General features: G+C 70.9%; 21 protein-coding genes. 12 read left to right on the forward strand and 9 right to left on the reverse strand.

Annotated elements, in window-relative coordinates:
- Window positions 1–4: 4 nt before the first annotated feature.
- Complete coding sequence (locus ACFWQC_RS08790) at window positions 5–1,177, reverse strand: FAD-binding oxidoreductase (protein ID WP_378675964.1); 1,173 nt, start codon at window positions 1,175–1,177, stop codon at window positions 5–7.
- Window positions 1,178–1,233: 56 nt separating this feature from the next.
- On the reverse strand, window positions 1,234–2,694 hold the full coding sequence (locus tag ACFWQC_RS08795; protein WP_378675966.1) for an FAD-linked oxidase C-terminal domain-containing protein: 1,461 nt from the start codon (window positions 2,692–2,694) through the stop codon (window positions 1,234–1,236).
- 150 nt (window positions 2,695–2,844) lie between these two features.
- On the opposite strand from ACFWQC_RS08795, the gene ACFWQC_RS08800 reads away from it, so the two are divergent.
- The gene (locus tag ACFWQC_RS08800) at window positions 2,845–3,849 is read left to right on the forward strand and encodes a 5'-3' exonuclease H3TH domain-containing protein (protein WP_378675969.1); all 1,005 of its coding nucleotides are present in this window, start codon (window positions 2,845–2,847) and stop codon (window positions 3,847–3,849) included.
- Between the two features lie 84 nt (window positions 3,850–3,933).
- Here the strand turns inward: ACFWQC_RS08800 and ACFWQC_RS08805 are convergent, their stop codons facing one another.
- Window positions 3,934–5,166 carry a trans-sulfuration enzyme family protein gene (locus tag ACFWQC_RS08805; protein WP_378675971.1) on the reverse strand — a complete coding sequence of 411 codons (1,233 nt, stop codon included), beginning with the start codon at window positions 5,164–5,166 and terminating at the stop codon, window positions 3,934–3,936.
- A gap of 123 nt (window positions 5,167–5,289) precedes the next feature.
- Here ACFWQC_RS08805 and ACFWQC_RS08810 point away from each other — a divergent pair, with 123 nt between their 5' ends.
- Window positions 5,290–5,772, forward strand: coding sequence for an Lrp/AsnC family transcriptional regulator (locus tag ACFWQC_RS08810; protein WP_378675973.1), 483 nt, complete (start codon window positions 5,290–5,292; stop codon window positions 5,770–5,772).
- Window positions 5,773–5,794: 22 nt separating this feature from the next.
- Here ACFWQC_RS08810 and ACFWQC_RS08815 read toward each other — a convergent pair whose 3' ends face one another.
- The gene (locus tag ACFWQC_RS08815) at window positions 5,795–6,007 is read right to left on the reverse strand and encodes a dodecin (protein WP_350657846.1); all 213 of its coding nucleotides are present in this window, start codon (window positions 6,005–6,007) and stop codon (window positions 5,795–5,797) included.
- A gap of 157 nt (window positions 6,008–6,164) precedes the next feature.
- Here ACFWQC_RS08815 and ACFWQC_RS08820 point away from each other — a divergent pair, with 157 nt between their 5' ends.
- The 4 genes from ACFWQC_RS08820 to ACFWQC_RS08835 are packed head-to-tail and all read left to right on the forward strand — an operon-like array spanning window position 6,165 to window position 9,125.
- Window positions 6,165–7,592 carry an MFS transporter gene (locus tag ACFWQC_RS08820; protein ID WP_378675977.1) on the forward strand — a complete coding sequence of 476 codons (1,428 nt, stop codon included), beginning with the start codon at window positions 6,165–6,167 and terminating at the stop codon, window positions 7,590–7,592.
- Window positions 7,589–8,047: a hypothetical protein gene (locus ACFWQC_RS08825; RefSeq protein WP_378675980.1), complete on the forward strand. Its 459-nt coding sequence runs from the start codon at window positions 7,589–7,591 to the stop codon at window positions 8,045–8,047. The genes ACFWQC_RS08820 and ACFWQC_RS08825 overlap by 4 nt, the downstream gene beginning before the upstream one ends.
- Window positions 8,044–8,514: a GNAT family N-acetyltransferase gene (locus ACFWQC_RS08830; RefSeq protein ID WP_378675982.1), complete on the forward strand. Its 471-nt coding sequence runs from the start codon at window positions 8,044–8,046 to the stop codon at window positions 8,512–8,514. The genes ACFWQC_RS08825 and ACFWQC_RS08830 overlap by 4 nt, the downstream gene beginning before the upstream one ends.
- Window positions 8,515–8,543: 29 nt before the next feature.
- A complete protein-coding gene (locus tag ACFWQC_RS08835) occupies window positions 8,544–9,125 on the forward strand; it encodes a TetR/AcrR family transcriptional regulator (protein ID WP_378675984.1) in 582 nt (193 codons plus the stop codon).
- A 7-nt stretch (window positions 9,126–9,132) separates the two neighbouring features.
- Here ACFWQC_RS08835 and ACFWQC_RS08840 read toward each other — a convergent pair whose 3' ends face one another.
- Window positions 9,133–10,407 (reverse strand): oxygenase MpaB family protein, encoded by a 1,275-nt coding sequence (locus ACFWQC_RS08840; protein ID WP_378675986.1) that lies wholly within the window; start codon window positions 10,405–10,407, stop codon window positions 9,133–9,135.
- 61 nt (window positions 10,408–10,468) lie between these two features.
- Between ACFWQC_RS08840 and ACFWQC_RS08845 the strand changes: the two genes are divergently transcribed.
- On the forward strand, window positions 10,469–11,062 hold the full coding sequence (locus ACFWQC_RS08845; RefSeq protein ID WP_378675989.1) for a TetR/AcrR family transcriptional regulator: 594 nt from the start codon (window positions 10,469–10,471) through the stop codon (window positions 11,060–11,062).
- Window positions 11,063–11,072: 10 nt separating this feature from the next.
- Here the strand turns inward: ACFWQC_RS08845 and ACFWQC_RS08850 are convergent, their stop codons facing one another.
- Window positions 11,073–12,764, reverse strand: a complete 1,692-nt coding sequence (locus tag ACFWQC_RS08850) for an ABC-F family ATP-binding cassette domain-containing protein (protein ID WP_378675992.1) — start codon at window positions 12,762–12,764, stop codon at window positions 11,073–11,075.
- A 234-nt stretch (window positions 12,765–12,998) separates the two neighbouring features.
- Here ACFWQC_RS08850 and ACFWQC_RS08855 point away from each other — a divergent pair, with 234 nt between their 5' ends.
- The 5 genes from ACFWQC_RS08855 (at window position 12,999) to ACFWQC_RS08875 (ending at window position 17,737) form a co-directional block, all read left to right on the forward strand.
- Entirely contained in the window at window positions 12,999–13,514 is a 516-nt protein-coding gene (locus ACFWQC_RS08855) for a GNAT family N-acetyltransferase (RefSeq protein WP_378675995.1), read from the forward strand.
- Between the two features lie 77 nt (window positions 13,515–13,591).
- Window positions 13,592–14,809, forward strand: coding sequence for a PucR family transcriptional regulator (locus tag ACFWQC_RS08860; RefSeq protein ID WP_378675997.1), 1,218 nt, complete (start codon window positions 13,592–13,594; stop codon window positions 14,807–14,809).
- Window positions 14,810–14,895: 86 nt separating this feature from the next.
- Entirely contained in the window at window positions 14,896–16,308 is a 1,413-nt protein-coding gene (locus tag ACFWQC_RS08865) for a fatty acid desaturase (RefSeq protein WP_378676000.1), read from the forward strand.
- A complete protein-coding gene (locus ACFWQC_RS08870; RefSeq protein WP_378676003.1) occupies window positions 16,305–16,499 on the forward strand; it encodes a ferredoxin in 195 nt (64 codons plus the stop codon). Before ACFWQC_RS08865 ends, ACFWQC_RS08870 begins: the two co-directional genes overlap by 4 nt.
- 29 nt (window positions 16,500–16,528) lie before the next feature.
- Window positions 16,529–17,737, forward strand: a complete 1,209-nt coding sequence (locus ACFWQC_RS08875) for an NAD(P)/FAD-dependent oxidoreductase (protein ID WP_378676005.1) — start codon at window positions 16,529–16,531, stop codon at window positions 17,735–17,737.
- Here ACFWQC_RS08875 and ACFWQC_RS08880 read toward each other — a convergent pair.
- From ACFWQC_RS08880 to ACFWQC_RS08890, 3 genes are read right to left on the reverse strand one after another with little or no spacing between them, the layout of a single operon-like run.
- Complete coding sequence (locus tag ACFWQC_RS08880) at window positions 17,695–18,582, reverse strand: universal stress protein (RefSeq protein WP_378676008.1); 888 nt, start codon at window positions 18,580–18,582, stop codon at window positions 17,695–17,697. The genes ACFWQC_RS08875 and ACFWQC_RS08880 overlap by 43 nt on opposite strands.
- A 39-nt stretch (window positions 18,583–18,621) precedes the next feature.
- Window positions 18,622–19,038, reverse strand: coding sequence for a pyridoxamine 5'-phosphate oxidase family protein (locus tag ACFWQC_RS08885; protein WP_378676010.1), 417 nt, complete (start codon window positions 19,036–19,038; stop codon window positions 18,622–18,624).
- 14 nt (window positions 19,039–19,052) lie between these two features.
- Window positions 19,053–20,018: a universal stress protein gene (locus ACFWQC_RS08890; protein WP_378676012.1), complete on the reverse strand. Its 966-nt coding sequence runs from the start codon at window positions 20,016–20,018 to the stop codon at window positions 19,053–19,055.
- Window positions 20,019–20,081 lie beyond the last annotated feature (63 nt).

Here is a 20,081-nt window from a genome sequence, read left to right on the forward strand (position 1 = left end):
GGGGCTAGATCCCTCCTACGAAGCGGCCCGGGCTGAGCCGGCGGTCCGGGTCGAACTCGTGCTTGACCCGGCGCATCAGCTCCACGGCCGGGACCGGTCCCCACAGGTCCAGCTCCCGCTTCAGCGCCGGCGGGGCGTCAAGGACGACGGCGCTGCCGCCGTTGCGTCCGGTGGCCTCGCGCAGCCTCGCGAGGATCGCCTGGATCTCGGTGAGGTCGCGCTCGGCCGGGACGGCGACGTACGCGACACCGACGCCCGCCGAGCCGCGCAGCCCGAGCTCGCCGGCCGCCCGGACGACGTCGGCGAGGCCGGAGAGCCTGAAGGTCACCTTGATCCCGAGGTGGGTTGCGGTGGTGTCGTCCCATGGGTAGCGACCCCAGCTATCGGGTGGCTGCTCGCTGGTCTCGGCGCCGGGCAGCAGCGCGCTCAGGACGGCCGTACGTCCCGCCACGCCCTCCGGGCGTCCCTCGACCAGCACGTCGACCCGCATTCCACCGCCGGTGGCGTCCACCTCGAGAGCGGAGGGCACCGTCTGGGAGTGCAGGACCGCCTGGGTGAGCTCGGCGGCATGCGCGGCGTCGCGCGCGGCGACGCTGACCCACCGTCGGCTCGGTGGGACCGGGTGGAGCCGGAAGGTCGCCTCGGTGACCACCGCGAGCGTGCCATACGAGCCGACCAGGAGCTTGCCGACGTCGTAGCCGGCGACGTTCTTGACGACCTTGCCGCCGGCCTTGGCGACCACCCCGTCGGCGCGGACCATCGTCACGCCGATGAGCAGGTCGCGCATGGTGCCGGCGAGCATCCGCAGCGGGCCGCTGGTGTCGGTCGCCAGCGCACCGCCGACGCTCGCCCCGGGGACGGCCTCGTCGAGCGCGAGGCGCTGCCCAGCGGTGGCGACGTGCTCGTTCAGCCGGGTCAGCGGCATCCCCGCCCCGACGGTGGCGATCAGGTCACCGGAGGCGTGCTCGCTCACCTGGTCGAGCGCGGAGAGGTCGAGCAGGATGTCGGCCGAGGTGGGCGGGCTGCCCCAGCTCAGCTTGGTGCCGGCCCCGGTCGGGATCACGGACTCCCCCGCGATCGCCGCGGCGCGCATGATCTCGGCGACCTCGGCGGTGCTCTTCGGATGCTCCGTCCGGCCTGGAGGTACGCCCGCGATGGACTGTGTTGGTCTCGACACGCGAGCTTCGCGAGGGCCTGAACGAAGTGGCCCTCGACCAGCGAGGGAATCGCTCATCAGAAGACCTCCGCGACGCCGGCCTGCTGCAACGGGTGCGCGCCCTGACGCCGGCCCGGGCGCTCCCCGCACAGCCGTGGCGTCGGGAAGATCTTGCCGGGGTTGGAGATCCGGTCCGGGTCGAAGGCGCACCGGACCAGCTGCATCGTGTCGAGGTCGTCGGCGGCGTACATCTTCGGCATGTGGCCCGCCTTGTCGGCACCGACCCCGTGCTCGCCGGTGATCGAGCCGCCGTGCTGCAGACAGAGGTCGAGGATCCCGCGGCTGACCTCCTCGGCGGCATCGCCGGCCCCGGGAACGGCGTCGTCGAAGAGCACCAGCGGATGCAGGTTGCCGTCGCCGGCGTGGAAGACGTTGGCGACACGTACGCCGGAGCGCTCGGAGAGCTCGGTGATCGCCCGCAGCACCTCGGGCAGCGCGGTGCGCGGGATGACGCCGTCCTGGACGATGTAGTCGGGGCTGATCCGGCCGACGGCGGCGAAGGCCGACTTGCGGCCCTTCCAGATCAGGAACCGCTCCCCGGGGGTCTTCGCCGTGCGGATCTCGAAGGCACCGCTCTCCTCGCAGAAGCGGACCACGTCGGCGTACTCCGCGTCCACCTCGGCGGCAGGGCCGTCCAGCTCGATGACCAGCACCGCGCCCGCGCCGTCGGGATAGTTGCAGCTTACCGCGGCCTCGGCGGCCTCGATCGCGAGCGCGTCCATCATCTCGATCGCCGCCGGTACGATGCCGGCCGCGATGATCGCGGACACCGCCGCGCCGGCGCGATCGGTGGAGTCGAAGCCCACCAGCAGGGTGACCACCTTCTCCGGGAGCCGCACCAGCCGTACCGTCACCTCGGTGACGATCCCGAGCGTTCCCTCCGAGCCGACCACGGCACCGAGCAGGTCGTAGCCGGGGCTGTCGGGAGCATCCCCACCGAGACGTACGCGGTCGCCGGCGGCGGTGACGAACTCGACGCCGAGCACGTGGTTGGTGGTGAAGCCGTACTTGAGGCAGTGGGCGCCTCCGGAGTTCTCCGCGACGTTGCCGCCGATCGAGCAGATCTGCTGGCTCGAGGGGTCCGGCGCGTAGTAGTAGCCCTCCGGGGTCGCCGCGCGGGTGACGTCGAGGTTGATCACGCCGGGCTCGACCACGGCGCGCTGGTCCTCGCGCCGGACCTCCTTGATCGTCCGCAGCCGCGAGGTGACCACCAGGACGCCCTCGGCGTGGGGCAGGCTGCCGCCCGAGAGTCCCGTGCCGGAGCCGCGGGCGACGTACGGGATCTGCTGCTCGGCGCAGCACCGCACGATCTCGGCCAGCTGCTCGGCGGTCTCGGGGATCACGACGAGCGCGGGCGTCACCCGATAGTGCGCCAGCCCGTCACACTCATAGGTCCGAAGCCGGGCGGGGTCGGTGATCACTCCGTCCTCGGGGAGGAGCGCTCGTGCCGTCACGGTCAGTCTCTGCAGCGGTGTCATGGCAGGTTCATCCGCTCTCCCGATTTCGTATCGTGGAAGCTTTCTTCTACCCACTGGAAGGCTAGAGGAAGAAGGGCGGCGGGGGCAATGGGTTTGTGTGACTCCGGTCACCAATTTCCTCGGCAGAGGGCACCCCCTACGATGAGCACGATGTCGATGACCAGCTCGCCCAGCGCCCGCCGCCTCCTGCTCGTCGTCGACGCCCCGTCGCTGCTCCACCGCAACCACCACGCCCGGGCACACACCCGGATGATCGACCGGGCCGGCCGGCCCGCCTGGGCGCTGCACGGCATGCTGCGGCAGATCCTCGATTCGATCGACGCCTTCGCCCCCGATGCGGTGCTCTTCGGCCTCGACGACCGCACCGCGTCCGTACGTCGCGACGCCTATCCCGACTACAAGGCCGGGCGCGCCGAGAAGGACCCGCTGCTGGTCGAGCAGCTCGAGCGCGCCGGGGCCATGCTCGATGCGCTCGGACTCGCGACCCTCACTCCCCCGGGCCTCGAGGCCGACGACGTCAACGCCTCCGGTGCCGCGTGGGCCGGCCGCAACAGGTGGGACTGCGTCGTGATCACCTCCGACCGCGACGCGTTCGCGCTGATCAGCGAGCACACCCGGGTCCTGCGGCTGATCAACGGCGGGATCAACGGCTCTCCGCTGCTCAACCCCGCCCGGCTGTACTCGATGTACGGCGTGCCGGCCTCGCGCTACCTGGAGTTCGCGGCGCTACGTGGCGACGCCAGCGACAACCTGCCCGGCGTGAGCGGCATCGGCGAGAAGACCGCCGCCGCACTCCTGGACCAGGTCGGCCCCATGGACGGCGTCTGGGCCGACATCTGCGACAACCACGGACAGAAGGTGACCGAGGTCCTCGACGCGTGGGCCGCCGACACCGGCGTACGCCGCATCAGCGCGCGCGTGGTCCGCGCGCTCTCAGCCCCCGGCGCCCGCGAGCGCTACGACTTCAACCTGCGGATGATGACCTGCCACGAGGACCTCGACCTCCGCCTCACCCCCGACATCCCCGGCACCCCCGGCCTCCTCCCCCTCGACATCGACCGGGTCACCCGGGTCGTCGGCTTCCTCGGCGTCGAGGCGACCACCGCGGTGGCGCAGCGCGTGTTGAGCACGAATCCCGCCTCGACGGTCTCATAGCGCAGCTAGGGCAGGTTGTCGGTCGACAGCCTTCCTAGGGCGAACGAACGTTCGTTCGCCCGCGAGACACCAGGCGCTGGCCCCTCAGGCGAACTCGGGCGCCAGACCGCGGTTCGCAGTCTCGACGGTGCAAGCGAGCGGGGCCGAGATGCCCGAGAGGGCGGCGTCGAGGTCGGCGGTCAGGTCCTCGACGCTCTCGAGGCCGATCGAGAGGCGTACGAGGTTCGCGGAAGGTTTGGCGTGGGCGGCGACGGGGCGGTGGGTGAGGCCGGCGGGGTGCTGGATGAGCGAGTCGACGCCGCCGAGCGAGACGGCGTGGGTGAAGAGCTGGACCGATGAGGTCAGGCGGGCGGCTGCTTCGTACCCGCCGCGCAGGGCGATCGTGACCATGGCGCCGGGGCCGCGCATCTGCTTGCCGACCAGGCCCCGATCGTCGTCCTCCCCGGGGAAGTGGACCCGCTCGACCGCCGGATGCGCTTGCAGCCATGCTGCGATCTCGACCGCGCCGGCCTGTTGGGTTCGTATGCGGGTGGGCAGGGTGGCGAGACCGCGGTGCAGGAGGTAGGCGCCCAGCGGGTGCAGGAGGCCGCCGGTGACCGCGCGGACCTGGCGCAGGCGGGCGGCGGTCTCCTCGTCGCAGGCGATCACGCCGCCGACGACGTCACCGTGGCCGCCGATGTACTTGGTGGCGCTGTGCAGCGACATCGCGGCGCCCAGGGTGAGCGGGTCCTGCAGGATCGGGGTGGCGAAGGTGTTGTCCACGAGCACCGGTACGTCACCGGCGGCAGCGACGACGGACGCGATGTCGACGAGGTCGAGGGTCGGGTTGGCCGGGGTCTCCAGCACGACCAGCGCCGTGTCGGAGCGGACGGAGGCGGCGACCTCGTGCTCCGCACAGAAGGTCACCTCCACACCGAGCAGGCCGGAGGCGAGCAGGTGGTCGGTGCCGCCGTACAGCGGGCGGACCGCGACGACGTGCCGCTTGCCGCTGAAGGAGGTGCTCGCGATGATCGCTGCCGTCATGGCCGCCATCCCCGAGGCGTACGCGACCGACGTCTCGGCCTGCTCGAGCTGTGCCAGCGCCGACTCGAACCGCGCGACGGTGGGGTTCCACAGCCGCTGGTAGACGGACCCGCCGTCCGGGAGCGGATGACCGCCGGTCGCCATGGCCTCGTACGACGCGCCACCGCGCTCGATGTCGGGAAGCGGGTTGGTCGAGGACAGGTCGATCGGGAGGGCGTGGACGCCGAGCATCGCCAGGTCCTCCCGTCCGGCGTGGACAGCGATCGAGTCGAGGTGAGGGTTCGCAATCGGCATGACCCGATGCTCGCGAGAACCACAAGATCAAGCCATATCGATTGCCGAAGATCCCATCAGATCCCTGATACTGACGTCTTCGAGCAACTCGACCAGTGATCCAGGTGAGCCCCGTTGGCGAAAGTGCAACCATCCGCAGCCGCCCTCGACTCCGTCGATCGCCGCATCCTGAGCGAGCTCGCCACCAACCCCGAGCTCACCAACAAGGCCCTCGCCTCGCGCCTCGGCCTCGCCGAGTCGACGTGCGCCTACCGGCTGCGGGCCCTGCGCGACAGCGGCGTCATCACCGGCCGCCGCCTCGACGTCGACGTCCGCTCCCTCGGCTACCCGCTGCAGGCCGTGATCAAGGTGCGGCTCGGCAGCCACAGCAAGGAGCACGTCGAGAGGCTCTACGACGAACTGGCCACGACCCACGGCGTGATCCAGGCCTTCCACGTCGCCGGCGCGGACGACTTCCATCTCCACGTCGCCGTCGAGGACGCCGAGGCGCTGCGCGACTTCGTGCTGCAGCACGTGACCGTCCACCGGGTCGTACGGCAGACCGAGACGCAGCTCGTGTTCGAGCTGCGTGAGGGGCCGGGCGTACTGCCGCGCGACCCCGCGTAACCCGTTCAGCGCCGCGGCGCCGTCACTCGTCCTCCATCCGGAAGCCGACCTTCAGCCCGACCTGGAAGTGCTGGATGTCGTCGTCGTCGACGTGTCCGCGGATCTGCGTGACCTCGAACCAGTCCAGGTGACGCAGCGTCTTGCTTGCTCGGCCGACGCCGTTGCGGATCGCCTGCTCGAGTCCTTCGTCTGAGGTCCCGACGATCTCGGTGACGCGGTAGGTGTGTGAAGACATGGTCCTGCCCCTTCTCTCGATGCTCGCTGTACCCACCTTGGGCGCGACGTCGGGACCGTGCAAGGGGTGACGTCCCGAGAAACTCCGTTGTTGAACACAGCTGTTCAAGTTAGTATCTCGAACATTCATGTTCGACTTGTGCCTCAGGAGGCGCGCCATGACTTCAGACAGCAACGCCGGCGAAGCCGTCGACCAGACCGCCGACCCGCGCCGATGGCGGCTGCTCGGGCTGCTGGGGTTGGCGCAGTTCATGCTGATCCTCGACGTCACCGTGGTGGCGATCGCGCTACCGCACATGGGCGCCGATCTCGGGCTGGGGCGCGATGCGCTGACCTGGGTGGTGAGTGCGTACACGCTCGCCTTCGGCGGGTTGATGCTGCTCGGCGGACGGGCCGCCGACCTGTTCGGCCCGAAGCCGGTGGTGCTCGCGGGGCTCGCGACCTTCACCGTGGCCTCGCTGGCCACCGGTCTCGCCACCAGCGCGGAGCTGGCGATCGTCGGGCGGGTCGCGCAGGGCGTCGGGGCGGCGATGCTCTCCCCCGCTGCCCTGTCGATCGTGGTTCGTCTCTTCGACGGAGAGGAGCGCAACCGCGCGCTCGGGATCTGGTCGGCGCTGGGCGCCGGCGGAGCGGCGATCGGCGTGCTCCTCGGCGGCGCCCTGACCGCCGGACCGGGTTGGGAGTGGGTCTTCCTGATCAACGTGCCCGTCGGCGTCGTCGTGGCGATCGTCCTGGCCCGGCAGCTCCCACCGCTGCCGGCCTGGGGAGGAAACGTACGTCTCGACCTCGTCGGGGCACTGATCGTCACCGCCTCCACCGGGCTGCTGATCCTCGGCTTCATCGAGGCCGGGGACGAGGGCTGGGCTTCGAGCCGCACCGTCGGGCTCATCGTCGCCGGGATCGTCGGGTACGCCGTCCTGGCCGGCTGGTTGCGACGTACGCCCCACCCGCTCATCGACCCGGCGCTGGTCACGCGGCGACCGGTCCTGTCCGGGACCTTCGTGCTGTTCGTCGCGACCGGGCTGATGGTGGCGGTGTTCTTCCTCGGGACGTTCTATCTGCAGAGCGCCGCCGGACACGGTCCGCTCGCGACCGGGCTGATGTTCCTCCCCGTCGCCGCCGCGACGATGGTCGGCGCACAGCTGGCCGGCCGATTCATCGGCCGTCTCGGCGCTCGCACCCTCGGGATCGCCGGACTGCTCGTCGCCGCCGCGGGGCTCGTCGTACCCGCGATCAGCATGAGCACGCTGTCCACCGTGATCGCGGTCAGCATCGGCTCCGCCGGACTCGGCGTCCTCTTCGTGGTCGCGGCCGCGACCGCCCTGAGTCAGGTCGAGCCGCAGCTCGCGGGGGTGGCCTCCGGCATCTTGAGCACCTTCCACGAGCTCGGCGCCTCTCTCGGCGCCGCGGTCATGTCCGGCGTCGCCGCTGCCAGCCTCGTCGACGGCACCACCGACGGCTTCGAGAGGGCCTACCTGGTCGCGGCCGTGATCGCAGCGCTCGCCGCCGTCCTCGCCGGGGCGCTGATCCCCGGTCGACCCACATCCACCGAGACCCACCACGAGCCCCAGGAGACCCAGTCATGACGAAGACCCGCCGTCCCAGACCCCGCGCGCTCTCGTTCGGGCTCCACTACCTCCAGATGGTCGTCGCGATGGCCGTCGGGATGATGCTGCTCTACCCGCTCTGGCAGCTCGCCGTCGGCGGAGCGCCGGAGAGCGCGTGGGTGCATCGCGCCGACGTCGACTCGCTGGTCATGGCCACCACGATGGTGATCCCGATGGCTGCCTGGATGCGCTTCCGCGGCCACCGGGCGAGGCCGATCACCGAGATGTCGGCGGCGATGTACGCCGGCTTCGTGGTCCTCTTTCCCCTCCTCTGGCTCGGGGTCATCGACGCGGGCGGCCTGATGCTGCTCGGGCACGTACTCATGCTGCTCTTCATGCTCGCCGCGATGCTCGCGCGACCTGCCGAATACTCCAGCAGCCACACCCACCACGCCCATCACTCCCACGCAGCGACCGACCAGGAACCAGCATGACCGCCCACACCCACCCGGACGTCGTCGTACGCCGAGCCACCCCCGAGGACGCCAAGACCGTCCGCACGCTCATCGGCGAGATCGCCGCCCACCAGGCCCAGTCCGGCTCGGTCACCGTGACCGCCACGCAGTTGGCCGGCTACCTCGAGCGCCCGGACATCATCGTGCTGCTCGCCGAGATCGACCGGGAGCCGGTCGGCTACGTCTCGGCCGTACGCCGCCTGCACCTGTGGTCGGCCAGCGACATCATCGCCCTCGACGACCTCTACGTCCGCCCCGGCCATCGCGACGCCGGCGTCGGCAGACGGCTGATGACCTCGCTGGCGAAGCATGCCGGCGGCCTCACCATCACCTGGGGCGTACAGCCCGACAACGACGCAGCGATCCGGTTCTACCGCCGCCTCGGCGCCACGGTCCGCGCCAAGGTGATGTGCGCGTGGCCGGCCGCACGGCAGCCGATACCCTGACGGTCAGCATCTCGTGGGAGGTTCCGACCGTGACGACCCTCAAGCGCGCCGACGCACGTAAGAACATCGAGTCGATCATGGACGCGGCGACGGCCTGCCTCGCCCGCGATCCCGACGTCAGCGTCGCCGACATCGCCAAGGCTGCGGGCGTCGGCCGGGTCACGCTCTACGGCCACTTCGAGTCCCGGGCGACCCTGGTGACCCAAGTCGTCGAACGCGCGATCCAGCAGTCCGACGAGGCGCTCGGCGCGGTCGACCTCGACGGCGACCCCCGCGCCGCCCTCAGCCGGCTCCTCGAGGCGTCGTGGCGACTGACGCAGCAGTACGGCGCGCTGATCGTCGCCGCCGAGCAGAGCATGCCGCACGAGCAGTTCCAGGCGGTTCACGTAGGCCTGATCGACCGCTGGAAGCCGCTCATGGAACGCGGTCGCCGCGACGGCAGCTTCCGCGACGACCAGCCGCTCGAGTGGCAGCTGACCCTGCTCCAGAGCGTCCTCCACGCCGCCTCCGGCGCCGTCTACCGGGGCGAGATCAAGGCGGCCGACGCCGCCGCCCTGATCGACGGCACCCTCCAGGCCGCCCTCACCCCTCCCGGCGCCACCCGCGACTGACGCGCGCTCACTCCGGGAGGTCGCCGACCGCCGCGCGCTCACGGCCGAAGTAGCTGGCCAGCAGCGAGTCGGCATTGCGGTCACCTCGTTGCTCCAGGCGAGCCCGGCCCTTCGCGGTCCTTCCGAGGACCCGGTATCTGAGCACGTTCAGCGGCAGCAGGTAGGCGTGCGCCCACGGGGGCCTCGTCGGGAGGCCGAGCTCGCGCATCGACCTGGTCCCGAGGAAGACGGTCAGCATCGAGAGGAGCCGCTCGGTCTCGTACCGGCCACGCACCCGTTCCAAGAGGCCCGGCCAGCCCGGGTAGCTGCGATCCCGCTGGGCCTCGACCGCGGCCCGCGCCAGCTGCGGTCCGGCCTCGGAGATCTCTGCCTGCGAGAGGAGCACGTGGTAGTTGATCCGGTGCCGCTCCCACTCGTCGTCGACGAGGAAATCCTCGTCGACGCCCATCAGCCAGCCGACGTACTTCCACAGATGCATCAGCGCCCGGGCATCCCGCCTGGAGATCGGCACTCCGAGTGCCCGGCACCCGATGATGAGTACGCCGTCGAACAGGCCCAGCGTGGCCGCCTGGTCGGCCTGGTTGATCGGCAGTCCCCATCTGCCGGTGTCCCACCTGGGTTCGAACCCGGCGTTGACCAGCGCATGCATGGCCCGTACGTGGATGGTGAGCCGCCACGCCTCACCCGACCCTGAGGCCGAACCGGTCCCCGGCTCCGGTGGCCGTAGCGCGCCGGGTGTACGCAGACTCACCGCCCAGTGCTGGGTCTCGGCCAGGCGCCGCCGGGTGGTGCCACCGGTCAGGCCACCGGTGGCCACGAGCAGGTCCGGCGGGCCGCCGAACCGGTAGCCGCTGATGAGCGAGAGCTGCAGGAGCACGTCGGCCGCATTCTGGCCCAGTCGCGTGAACACGCGGCTGCCCTCGTCGACGAGGTCCCAGTCGACCCAGTTCGGGGTGGCCTCGACCTGCGCGAAGAACTCAGCGAGCGCCGGAGGCGGGGACTCCACCGCCGCGGCACCGTGCACCAAGGCCGTACGCAGCTGGGTCATCGTGACCTTGCCCGGTGTCCCGGCTCGCATCCGGATCGCCTCCGCCAGCCGCGCGCCGGCCTCGTCCCGCTCGCCGAACGCCCGCCCGATCCGCTCCATCAGCTCCTCATCGACCTCGTCGATGCGCCCCAGGAGGCGCAACGGCCGACCGAGACGGCGGCTGCGCGCCTCGCCTTCGCGAAATCGTGTGGGAAATCCGGTGGGTTGGGTGCCCTGCTGCGCGAGTGTGGTCATACCTCCAGCGTGATGCGAGCCAGAGCTCGCTTTCAATTCGCGTTCTGCCTAACGTAGGGGCATGCGCAAGACACCGACCCAGGCCCGTTCGAGGGCGACGGTCGAGCGCATCCTGGCGGCCGGACGCCAGGTGCTGGTCGACGAAGGCTACGAGACCTTCTCGACCAACCGCGTCGCGGTCGCCGCCGGCATCAGCCCCGGTTCGCTCTACCAGTACTTCTCCGACAAGTCCGCCATCCTCGACATCGTGATCAGCCGCTACTGGGACGACGTCTCCGAGCGGACAGCCTCGGCGCTGGCACTCCAGGCGAGCACCGTCGGCACACCGGCGATCCGGTCGGTCGCCGACGCACTCCTCGCCGGGCTCGAGCAGGATCCTGCCCTCCTGCGTGTCCTGACCGAAGAGCTCCCCGCCTCGCGCAACCGCGATCGCCACGCGGCGCTCGTCAACCGCGTACGCGACCTCACCGCCGTCTATTTGCGGGCCGGATCGGTCGGGATGACCCGCCCCGACCCGCAGGTCACCGCGTGGGTGCTGGTGGTGGCGATGGAGAACATCGCGCTGCGCTGGGTGCTCGACCGTCCGCCCTACCCGCGCGAGGCCGTGCTCGAGGAGATGGTCGCGCTCACCGCGGGCTATCTGGCGCGGGCCTGATGCCTCGTTCCTAGAGCACCTCACCGACGACTTCCGCCCGACCACGGCCGTGCACACGTACACGCCGCGCCCCGGAGGCGTGGCGGATCCAGTGGCGGTCGTGGGTGACCGTGACGACTGCGCCTGGATGGGCGTCGAGGGCGTCCTCGAGCTGCTCGACGAGCTCGGGGTCGAGGTGGTTGGTCGGCTCGTCCAGAAGAAGTACGTCGCCAGGGTCTGCCATTGCGATCGCGAGGTCGAGGCGGCGACGCTGCCCGACCGAGAGAGCCCGCACCGGGCGGCCCAGCTCCTCCTCACGCAACAGCCCGAAGCGCCGCAGGCGCTCGATGGCGTCCTCGCGGTGGATCCCCAGAGTGCGAGCGAACACGCCGGCGACCGAGCCCGCTGGAGGCGCCGCGACGTCCTGGCGGAGCCAGGACACCCGCACTCCCTGGGCGCGCTCGACGGTTCCCGAATCCGGCGCCAGCTCGCCGGCCAGCAGCCGCAGGAGCGTCGTCTTGCCGGCCCCGTTCGGTCCGGTGACCAGCCAGCGGTCCCCGGCACTCAGGGACCACTCGGCCATCTGCAGCTGGGCCTCGGCCTCACGGCGTACGTCACGAAGGGCGATGTAGGGCTCCTCGGCCGGCGGCCGATCGAACCCGAGACCGGCGGCGAACCGGAGCGGCTCAGGTGGCGGCGCGACGGGATCGGCCGTCAGCCGGGCGACACGCTCCTTGGCCATCCGGATCCGGCCCATCGCACCGTGGCCGCGGCTGCGCGCCCGGAAGGCGCCGTGACCGAACCCGTCGAGCTCGAGCTTGCGCGGGATCGCGGAGAGCCGGAAGGCGTTCGCCGCGACGAGTGCCTCGTTGCGGGCCAGCTCGGCCTTCCACTCCTCGTGCCGCTCGGCCTGGCGGCGTCGCTCCGTCGCGCGTGCCACGAGGAAGCCGGCGTAGCCGTTGCCATAGCGGCGCAGCCCGCCGTCCCGCACCTGGACGATGTCACCTGCGTTCCGCTCGAGGAAGGCCCGGTCGTGGGTGACCACCACCATGGCTCCGCGGTGTTCGTCCAGCCGCGACTCGAGCCAGGCCAGCGCCGCACCGTCGAGGTCGTTGGTCGGCTCGTCGAGCAGGAGCAGCTCTGCGTTGGCCGACAGCGCCACGGCGAGAGCGAGCCGGGCGCGCTCGCCTCCGGAGAGCCCATCGACCGGACGCTCCCGGTCGACATCGCCGAGGCCGAGCTGGTCGAGCGCGGCGTCGACACGCCGGTCGACGCCGTAGCCGTCGCGGGCCTCGAACCGGTCGATCAGCTCGCCGAGCTCCTCGAGCAGCACCGGCTGATCCTGGCCATCGGCGTGGGACAGGCGCTCAGCGCAACGTTGGATCCGCGACTCGAGCGCGCGAAGGTCCGCGAGCAGGAGGTCGACGGCATCTCGCACCATCGCCCCGGCCGGGAAACGGGGCTCCTGGGCGGCGTGTGCGATGCCGCCAGGGATGACGACGCGGGTCTCGCCGGCGACGGGCGTGACCACACCCGACAGCAGGTCCAGCAGGGTCGACTTGCCGGCTCCGTTGTCGCCGATGACGGCGAGTCGGTCGGTCGGGCCGACGGCGAGGTCGACGCGGTCGAGGACGATCCGCTCGGCGAAGCGGACCGTGGCCGAGCGCAGCTCACAGGCACGGTGGCTACGTACGGTGGAGGGAGAGAAAGCAGACGGGAACAAGAGGACACTCCTCGTGGCGACGGGTCGGAACACGGACCTCGAGCGCGCCGACTCGGACGACGCGGTCGCTCAGGACCCACTGCGGAGAAGACTCGACGCAGCGTCCCGATCTATCGCTTCAGAGTACCCATCGAGACGTACGCTAGCAGCCCCTCATCTGGGCCCGCGACCGGTTTTGCGACACCACGTCCAAAGCGTTCGACAGCCGCCCGGAGCCGTGCCAGCGTTCGCTCCATGCAGGTCAGAACCGGGTCGGTGAGCGACCTCCCAGCAGCCATGGGTCTCCTAGATGACGCCGTCGCCTGGCTCGCCTCGCAGGGCCGCACCGGGCAGTGGGGCGAGGCGCCGTTCTCCGGCATCGAGGCTCGTGTCGAGCAGATCCGGACGATGCTCTCCGAGCGCACCACCCGCATCGCCGAGACGGACGGACAGGTCGTCGGGGTCTGCGTCCTGGCCGACGGACCACTGCCGTACGTCGAACCCGCACCGATCCCCGAGCTCTACCTGCAGCTGCTCGTCACCGACCGTGCCCGGCGCGGTTCCGGCATCGGCCGGACGCTGGTCGAGGACGCCGTCGAGATCGCCCGGCAGCGAGGTGCCGCCCAGCTGAGGCTCGACTGCTACGCCGGGGACGACCAGGCGCTCGTCCGGACCTACGAAGCGTTCGGGTTCGCACTGGAGCGACGGTTCACGGTCGACACCGGACAGCCCGAGCCCTGGCCCGGCGCGATCCTCCGGATGCAGATCTGAGCCTCGGCTCCGGGCCACCCTCTCGCGGCCGGCGTTTGTAGACTGCGCGAATCCGGCGCGTCGAAGGGGTGAGTGCGATGACCGAGATCAGTGCCTGGTTGGCGGAATTCGCCGACGACCAGCGCCGGCCCGAGGAGGTCGCCCGCTGGGCCGCGTCGACGGCCGACGCCATCTTGGCCGACGGTGAGATCGATCTGGCCGATCTTCGGCCCCTCCTCCTGAAGGCCGTCGAAGAGCACTGGTACGCCTTCCTCGACCGGATCACGCTGCCGGACGCGGAATTCGAGCTGGTCCCGTCCGCGCACGCCATCGCGCTCGAGGCAGCGCGCCGCCATCTCGGTCTGCCGTTGCTGCTCAAGGTCTACCAGCGGGCGCAGGAGGAGAGCTGGGACTTCGCGGTGCAGGTTGTCCGGCAGGCGCCCAGCGATCTCGACCACGAGGCTCTGCTCGTCTGGTTCTGGACGAAGGCGAGCGCATGGTTCGGCTCCTCGGTCGAGCAGTCGGTGCTGATCCACCAGGCCGAGACGACCCGGATCCAGCAGCGCGGCGACGCCCGCCGCTTCGAGGTGGTCTCCCATGCACTGGACACCCGAAGCGTCTCCCCCGCCGAGCTGTCCGCCGCACTGGCCGGCCACCCGATCAACATCCCCGGCCACGTCGCCCTGGTCGCGCACGCGCTCACCGCCGACTCCATCGAGCAGCTCGAGTCTGCGCTCACGGCCGTCACCCGCCGGGCCGGTCCTGCCCGGTCGGTGCTGGTGCGCCCGGGCGGAAGGGAGATGTGGGCCTGGCTCACCCTGGGCGAGCGACCGGACACGATGACCGACACCGGGATCGACCCCACCGGCGTACGGGTGACGATGGGCGTCGGCCGAAGCGGTCTCGACGGTTTCGTCGCAGCGCATCTCGACGCGCAGGCGGCTCAGCGGGTCGCGCTGGCGCCGGGGCGCCGAGAACCGGTGACGGCCTACGACGACGTCGCCGCCCTGGTCCTCGTCGCCCATGACCAGGAAGCCGCCGAGCGGTTCACCCGAACGACGCTGCGCGGGCTGGCCGACCCGCCCCATGACCGGCTCCGCGAGACCGTGCGCGAGGTCCTCACCTCGGCCGAGACGGCGGACCGGCTCGCCGAGCGGCTCGGCATCCACAAGAACACGATTCGCTACCGCGTCGCCCAGGCCGAGCGGCTCCTCGGCCATCCGCTGCGTGAACGAGCCGGCGACCTGCTCCTGGCGCTCGACTACCACGACACCTTCCTCGCCACCACGACTGTGAATACACACAGTTTTCGGTGATCGATTCGGCCTGATCAGCCAGAGACTCTCCTGCCGCTTACGTCCATTCTGACAGTGGTCGTAACCGAACTCACAGGAGACAGCAGATGACACTCGACGCCAGCGGCACCGTCGACAGGGGCTCCACCGAGAGGTGGCGGGACAGGAAGCGCTATCTGTGGCTCCTCGGGCTCGTGGTCCCGTCCTTCGCCTTCATCGCCGTGGGTGGTTACGTCCTGACCGGATGGGGCGTGTTCCTGTGGACGGGTCCGATCGTCGTCCTCGGCATCGTCCCGCTCATCGACTTCGCGGCCGGCCTGGACCGCTCCAACCCGCCCGACGACGTCATCGAGGAGCTCGAGGAGGACCGGTACTACCGCTACATCACCTTCGCGTTCCTTCCGATCCAGTACGCCGGGTTCGCCTTCGCGATGTATCTGATCGCGACCCAGGACTGGCCGTTGGCACACAAGATCGGGCTGGCCCTCACCATCGGGTTCATCGGTGGCATCGGCATCAACACCGCCCACGAGCTCGGCCACAAGAAGGAGAGCCACGAGCGCTGGCTGTCCAAGATCGCGCTCGCGCAGAGCTTCTACGGACACTTCTACATCGAGCACAACCGTGGCCACCACGTCCGTGTCGCGACACCGGAGGACCCCGCCTCCTCGCGGATGGGCGAGAGCCTCTACGGATTCTGGTTCCGCACCGTGTTCGGGTCGCTCCGCAGCGCGTGGGGCCTGGAGGCCAAGCGCTACCGGCGCAAGGGCACCCACCCGTTCCACCTCGGTAACGACGTCCTCAACGCCTGGCTGATGAGCGCGGCCCTGTGGACCGCCATGACGCTCTGGTTGGGCGTCGGGATCCTGCCCTACCTCGTCCTCCAGGCCGTCATCGGGTTCTCGCTGCTGGAGGTCGTCAACTACCTGGAGCACTACGGGATGCTGCGTCAGAAGACCAGTTCCGGGCGCTATGAGCGGGTGCTGCCGATGCACTCCTGGAACTCCAACAACATCGCCACCAACGTGCTCCTCTACCACCTGCAGCGGCACAGCGACCACCACGCCAACCCGACCCGGCGCTACCAGACCCTGCGTGACTACCGGGAGTCCCCGGCCCTGCCGACCGGCTACGCCGGGATGATCGTGCTGGCCCTGGTCCCGCCGCTGTGGCGCCGGGTGATGGACAAGCGCGTGGTCGCGCACTTCGACGGCGACGTACGGCTGGCCAACGTACGTCCCGGGCGGCTCGACAAGCTGCTCGCCACCTTCCCACCGCCCGCCGAGCCGGCGGACGAGGAGACCGTGAAGATCGACGTGACCCGGCAGTCCTTCGACGACGAGGTCGCCGCCGGTCGCTGCCCCGGCTGCGGCTACGTCTACGAGGTCGCCGTCGGCAACGAGCTCGAGGGCTTCGCGGCCGGCACCGCCTGGCGCGACATCCCCGACGACTGGTGCTGCCCGGACTGCGGCGTACGCGAGAAGGTCGACTTCATCCCGCTGAAGGAGTCAACGCTGTGAATACGATCGAAGCGGACAAGACGGTGTGCGAGGGGATCGGGATGTGCGAGGCCCAGGCCGACACCTACTTCCAGATCGGCGACGACGGCCTCGTCGAGGTCCTCAGCGAGGAGGTGCCCGACCCGGACCGCGGGTACGTCAAGGCAGCCGTCGACTCCTGCCCGGTCTCCGCGCTCCGCCTCCTCGGCTGAGCACGACCCATCGAGTGGAGGAAAGACCAATGCCATCACTTCTGGTCGTCGGCGCCGGGCTGGCCGGGCTCCGCGCCGTCGAGGGCGCGCGTCAGGCCGGCTGGTCCGGGCCGATCACGATCGTCGGCGACGAGCCGTACCCGCCCTATGACCGGCCGCCGCTGTCGAAGGCGGCGCTCGCCAGCGAGGAGCAGCCAGGTGTTCCGGTGCTGCGGTCGAGCGAGGTGATCGAGAAGCTGCAGGTACGCCACCTCGCCGGCGTCCGGGTCGACGGCCTCGACACCGCGCACCGCAGGGTGACCACCAGCGCCGGCGACCTGAGCTACGACGCGCTCGTGATCGCCACCGGCAGCACGGCGACCACCCTGCCCGCGCTGACCGGCGTCCCCGGCGTGCACGTGCTCCGTCGCTACGACGACGCACTCGCCGTCCGCGACTCCCTGACCCGCTCGCGCCGAGTGGTGATCGTCGGGGCCGGGTTCATCGGCTCCGAGATCGCCTCGGCGGCCCGCGCCCGCGGCATCGAGGTCACCGTCGTCGAGGCGAGCGGCCGCCCGCTGGAGCGCGCGGTCGGACCGCTCGCGGCCGCGCGGCTGATGCAGCTGCACGCCGACGCCGGCGTCAGGCTGCTCACCAGGACGACCGTGTCCGGCGTACGCGCCCTTCGACAGGCTCAGGACATCGCCTCGGAACATGGCGTCGACGAGGTCGAGCTGAGCACCGGTGAGACCCTGGCCGCCGATGCCGTGGTCCTGGGCATCGGCGCCCGCCCGGCAACCGCATGGCTCGCCAGCAGCGGCGTGGCGCTGGACGATCGCTCAGGCGGGGTTCTCTGCGACCGCCGGCTCGCGACCAGCGCGCCCGGGGTCTGGGCCGCGGGTGACGTGGCGTGCGTCGACGGCGAGCGCAGCGAGCACTGGACCGCTGCCGGTGAGCAGGGTCGGGTCGCCGGCGCGAACGCCGCCGGCGCGACCGAGGTCTTCGCCTCCGTACCGTTCGCCTGGTCGGCCTGGCACGGGCACCGGATCCAGGTCGTCGGCGAGACGACCACCGCCGATGAGGAGGACCACGGCGACGGGTTCATCCTCTACCGGCGAGAGGGCCGCGCTGTCGGCGCGGTCGGCATCGACAGCCCTGGTCCGGTCGCCCGGCTCCGCCGCGCCCTGGCCGCGCAGCCTCCGTCCGACGTCCGCGCTCACATGGCCGGAGCCGGAGGCGTCGTGCCAGCTCGGGAGTAGGTCGTCGGGACGGTGACGACGACACTGTGCGCGTGGTCCAGGAGGTGGTTGGCCACCGCTCCCCCGCCGGCGACCACGACCATGTGCATGGTCTGGGCCTGCTCCGCGAGCGCGTGCCCGAGGCTTCCGGCCTGGATCCGCAGGTGTGGGTGCAGGTCCGGGTAGCGCTCCCGGAGTCCGGCCACACACTCCGCGACCAGCACCCGGTCGGCGTCGGGCCGCTCCGTGCTGCCGGCGCGGTAGCAGTACAGCACCGTCACCGGCAGGTTCCGCTGGTCGGCCTGGTCGAAGGCGAACTCCAGGGCGGGAATCGAGTCGCTGGTCCCGTCGATGCCGACGAGCACGCCGCGGCCAACGCCGCCGGAGCCCGGGCACAGTACGACGACCGGGCACCGCGAGTCCTCGACCACGGAACGGCTGACCGAGCCGAGGATCCAGCTGCCGATCGGTCCCCTGCCCCGCGACCCGAGGACCAGCAGCGACGCGTGGCCGGACGCGGCTACGAGTGCGGGTATCACGGACCCGATCTGCTGCGACGTGGTCACCTCCGGGCGTCGGTAACCGGCGAACCCCGAGACTCCGGAGAGCGCATCGAGGCGATGCTCGGCGTAGCGCTCGGCGCTCGCCAGCACCACCGACCCGTGAGCCTGCTCAGGCTCCGAGGCCGCTCCGGCCCGGAATCCGGGCGGCGTCTCCAGGGTCGTGGCCGACACCACGTGGACCAGGCCCACGTCACGTCCGCCGCGGTAAGCCTGCTCGGCCGCCCACGACACGCTCTCGGCCGCTGCCGGCCAGTTCTCGACCCCGACCAGGACGGCACCCTCGGGGATTGCTGCGTACGACATGTCGATTCCTTCGGCTCTACTCGTCTGATGGGATGCGATTCAGACCGGCACGACGCGGCGGCCGGTGATCTCGGTCGGGGTGATGCAGACGAACAGTGTCCGCTGGCCGGCGGCCCATGGCTCCGGCTCGAGGTCATGTGCCGTCAGCCAGACGCCGTCGACGAACTCCGCCGTGCCGCGAACCAGCACGCTCCAGCCGGAGGAGGTGTAGGTGTCGAACTCGTCGATCTGATACGACACCGGCCCGGTGCCGACGTGGTTGGCGATCGCGGTCCGCGGGGCGGTGCGGAACACGATCCGCTCGTCCACCATCAGATGGTTGACCGGCAGGACCAGCGGCCCTTCCGGGTCGCCGAAGGCGACGCGGCCGACCTCGTTGCGGTCCAGCAGCTCCACGCATTCGGCGCGGTCCATCTCGGTCAGGTGACCCGGGAACCATCGCGCTGCCAGATACATCGTCTTCTCCTTCATCACTGTCGCCCGGCGCTGACCGGCCGGCTGCCTGATGTCGTGACCCCGTCCGTGGATCCGGCCTCCCCCTCGAACGCCGGAGCCACGGACGGGTCGATCTCAACCGGGCAGAGGCTCTCGCGAAGCACCGCCCGCGCTGTCCCGCCCAGGTGCCCGAACCCGAGGAAGCTCCGGCCCCGGCCGAGGATCAGCAGATCCGCGCTGCGGGAGGCCTCCACCAGGGCGTACGCCGTCTGGCCGTGCACGATGTCGACCCGGGCCTCGACTGCTGCCGCCTCCGGACCGAGGTCGGCTCGGGCCGCCTCGAGGGCGGCCGTGAGCTCCCGCTCGGCCCGGTCGACCCAGGCCTGCTCCTCGCTCCCGACGGTGAGGTAGTCCTGGTAGGCCCCGAAGGTGTGCCAGGCGTGCAGCAGCCGCAGGGGCGCGCCCCGTTCGGCAGCCACCTCCAGCCCGCGGCGTACGAGGGCGATGGATTCGACGGCGTCCTGGACCCCGACGACGACCTCGCGGGGTTCGTCCCCGGGCGTCCAGGTGGCGGGGACGGCGACCATCGGCACGGCCGCGTGGGCCGCGACCGGGGCGAGGATGGATGAGGTGAGGATCCGGTCGAGCAGCACGCGCGGCTGGTCACCCAGCACGACCAGGCGGGCTTTGGCGGCCTCCTGAGCCAGCACCGTCGCCGGCAGGCCGAGCAGCAGGTACGAGCTCACCACCGCACCGCTGTTCGCGACAGCCTCCTCCGCCTCCGCGAGGATCGCTCGTCCGAGCTGACCCATCCGGGAGTCGGGGCTCGTGGGCGCCACCGGCCAGGTCGGCAGCGGCGGAGCGTACGGGTCGACCACGTAGACCAGGTGCAGCACGGCACCGGACCGGGCTGCCTCAGCGGCGCCAAAGCGAGCGGCGGCGAGCCCGGCCGCGGTGCCGTCGACTCCTGCCAGGATGAGATCTCTGCTGCTCTCGTTCATGCTTCCAGCGTCCACTCGCGAGGCCCTCGCGCGACAGGGACCCTCGGCCTGAGGCAAGGGCCT

Source organism: Nocardioides sp. NPDC058538, assembly GCF_042719275.1.
Taxonomy (GTDB): domain Bacteria; phylum Actinomycetota; class Actinomycetes; order Propionibacteriales; family Nocardioidaceae; genus Nocardioides.

Coding starts and splice junctions, on each gene's coding strand:
- ACFWQC_RS08800 (WP_378675969.1), top strand. CDS start 2,845: ATGTCGATGACCAGCTCGCCCAGCGCCCGCCGCCTCCTGCTCGTCGTC.
- ACFWQC_RS08845 (WP_378675989.1), top strand. CDS start 10,469: ATGCGCAAGACACCGACCCAGGCCCGTTCGAGGGCGACGGTCGAGCGC.
- ACFWQC_RS08865 (WP_378676000.1), top strand. CDS start 14,896: ATGACACTCGACGCCAGCGGCACCGTCGACAGGGGCTCCACCGAGAGG.
- ACFWQC_RS08825 (WP_378675980.1), top strand. CDS start 7,589: ATGACGAAGACCCGCCGTCCCAGACCCCGCGCGCTCTCGTTCGGGCTC.
- ACFWQC_RS08830 (WP_378675982.1), top strand. CDS start 8,044: ATGACCGCCCACACCCACCCGGACGTCGTCGTACGCCGAGCCACCCCC.
- ACFWQC_RS08815 (WP_350657846.1), bottom strand. CDS start 6,007: ATGTCTTCACACACCTACCGCGTCACCGAGATCGTCGGGACCTCAGAC.
- ACFWQC_RS08820 (WP_378675977.1), top strand. CDS start 6,165: ATGACTTCAGACAGCAACGCCGGCGAAGCCGTCGACCAGACCGCCGAC.
- ACFWQC_RS08795 (WP_378675966.1), bottom strand. CDS start 2,694: ATGACACCGCTGCAGAGACTGACCGTGACGGCACGAGCGCTCCTCCCC.
- ACFWQC_RS08860 (WP_378675997.1), top strand. CDS start 13,592: ATGACCGAGATCAGTGCCTGGTTGGCGGAATTCGCCGACGACCAGCGC.
- ACFWQC_RS08805 (WP_378675971.1), bottom strand. CDS start 5,166: ATGCCGATTGCGAACCCTCACCTCGACTCGATCGCTGTCCACGCCGGA.
- ACFWQC_RS08855 (WP_378675995.1), top strand. CDS start 12,999: ATGCAGGTCAGAACCGGGTCGGTGAGCGACCTCCCAGCAGCCATGGGT.
- ACFWQC_RS08890 (WP_378676012.1), bottom strand. CDS start 20,018: ATGAACGAGAGCAGCAGAGATCTCATCCTGGCAGGAGTCGACGGCACC.
- ACFWQC_RS08880 (WP_378676008.1), bottom strand. CDS start 18,582: ATGTCGTACGCAGCAATCCCCGAGGGTGCCGTCCTGGTCGGGGTCGAG.
- ACFWQC_RS08840 (WP_378675986.1), bottom strand. CDS start 10,407: ATGACCACACTCGCGCAGCAGGGCACCCAACCCACCGGATTTCCCACA.
- ACFWQC_RS08885 (WP_378676010.1), bottom strand. CDS start 19,038: ATGTATCTGGCAGCGCGATGGTTCCCGGGTCACCTGACCGAGATGGAC.
- ACFWQC_RS08875 (WP_378676005.1), top strand. CDS start 16,529: ATGCCATCACTTCTGGTCGTCGGCGCCGGGCTGGCCGGGCTCCGCGCC.